Source organism: Synechococcus sp. H55.2 (genome assembly GCF_047462495.1).
GTDB lineage: Bacteria > Cyanobacteriota > Cyanobacteriia > Thermostichales > Thermostichaceae > Thermostichus.
Genome location: NZ_JANSJH010000095.1, coordinates 1 through 1291 on the forward strand (window position 1 = coordinate 1; position 1291 = coordinate 1291).

The 1291-nt window shown below is 58.6% G+C and carries 1 protein-coding gene; it reads left to right on the forward strand.

Annotation, left to right across the window (positions count from 1 at the left end; translation table 11 throughout):
* Window positions 1-34: 34 nt before the first annotated feature.
* Window positions 35-1291: serine/threonine-protein kinase (locus tag NW844_RS10615; RefSeq protein ID WP_414335501.1), on the forward strand; the 1257-nt coding region annotated here is incomplete at its 3' end.

Genomic DNA, 1291 nt, shown 5'->3' on the forward strand with positions numbered 1-1291 from the left:
TTAAAATCGGAGGGTACATGCTCTTGGGCCGCTTATGAACCAGCTTGCTCCTGGAAAAGTGATCGGTCAGCGCTATCAACTGGTTCAGAACATTGCGGCAGGGGGCATGGGGCAGGTGTTCAAGGCTGTGGATACCCGCCTGTTCAATCGTCCGGTGGCGGTGAAGCTGTTGCACCAAAACTTGGCAGGCGATGAAAACACCTGCCGTCACTTGCTCAAGCGCTTTCAGCAGGAAATTCGCATCAGTACCCTGCTGGGGGAGCACCCGGCCATTGTCAAGGTGCTGGATTACGGTCTGGAGAACAACCAACCTTATTTGGTGATGGAATACCTGACGGGGCGCAGCTTGGGAGAACTGATGCTCAAGCACCCGCTGCTGCCCCCTCAGCAGGTGGTGAAGATCGCCCGCCAAGTGTGTGCCGGTCTCTACTATGCCCACAATTTGGAGACCGAGCAAGATGGCCACCTCATCAAAGGAGTGATCCATCGCGACATCAAGCCCAGCAATCTCTTTGTTTTGAAAGATGAGACCCTGGGAGAGACGGTCAAGATCCTGGATTTTGGCATCGCCAAGTTGCTGAGCGACGTTTCTTTGGCCCTCAGCACCCAAACCACCGGCTTTTTGGGGACGGTGCGCTACGCCTCTCCCGAGCAGGTGCGCGGCGAGGAATTGGATCCCCGCTCCGACATCTACTCGTTCGGCGTGGTGCTCTACCGCATGCTGACCGGGCAACACCCCCTACAGCCCAAGACCGATTCTTTTCCCGGTTGGTACGAGGCCCACAATTACCAACAGCCTCGGCCCTTCGACCGCTCCCAGTTGCCTCATGAGATCCCGCCGGCGCTGGAGGAAGTGGTGCTTGCTTGTCTGGCCAAAGACCCCGGCCAGCGGCCCCAGACCATGAGGCTCCTCAGCGACCAATTGGAGAGATCCCTGCAATCCCACAACAGCGCCGGATCTTCCCTCACGCCCCCTCCAACAACCTCGCCGTTTTCCGAGCGCACCCTGGCAGCCATCGATGATTGGGAAGGCGCCCAGCCGGACTCCAGGGACAGGCAGATCCCCCTCTGGGGAGGGATAGCTCTTTTTGCCGCCATTGCCGGGAGCACTTTTTGGGGCCTGCGTCTGCTTTTGAATCCGGGTACAGACATTGAGAGACCGCCTGCTGTTCCTTTGCCCTCTGACACCGATGAGCGGGAGGCCGGCCCAGATCCACTGCTGGACTGGCTGCTGCGGGATGGTGAGCCAGTGTTTGAAGATGATCCTGATCCGGTTCGGGAGAACCCTCAA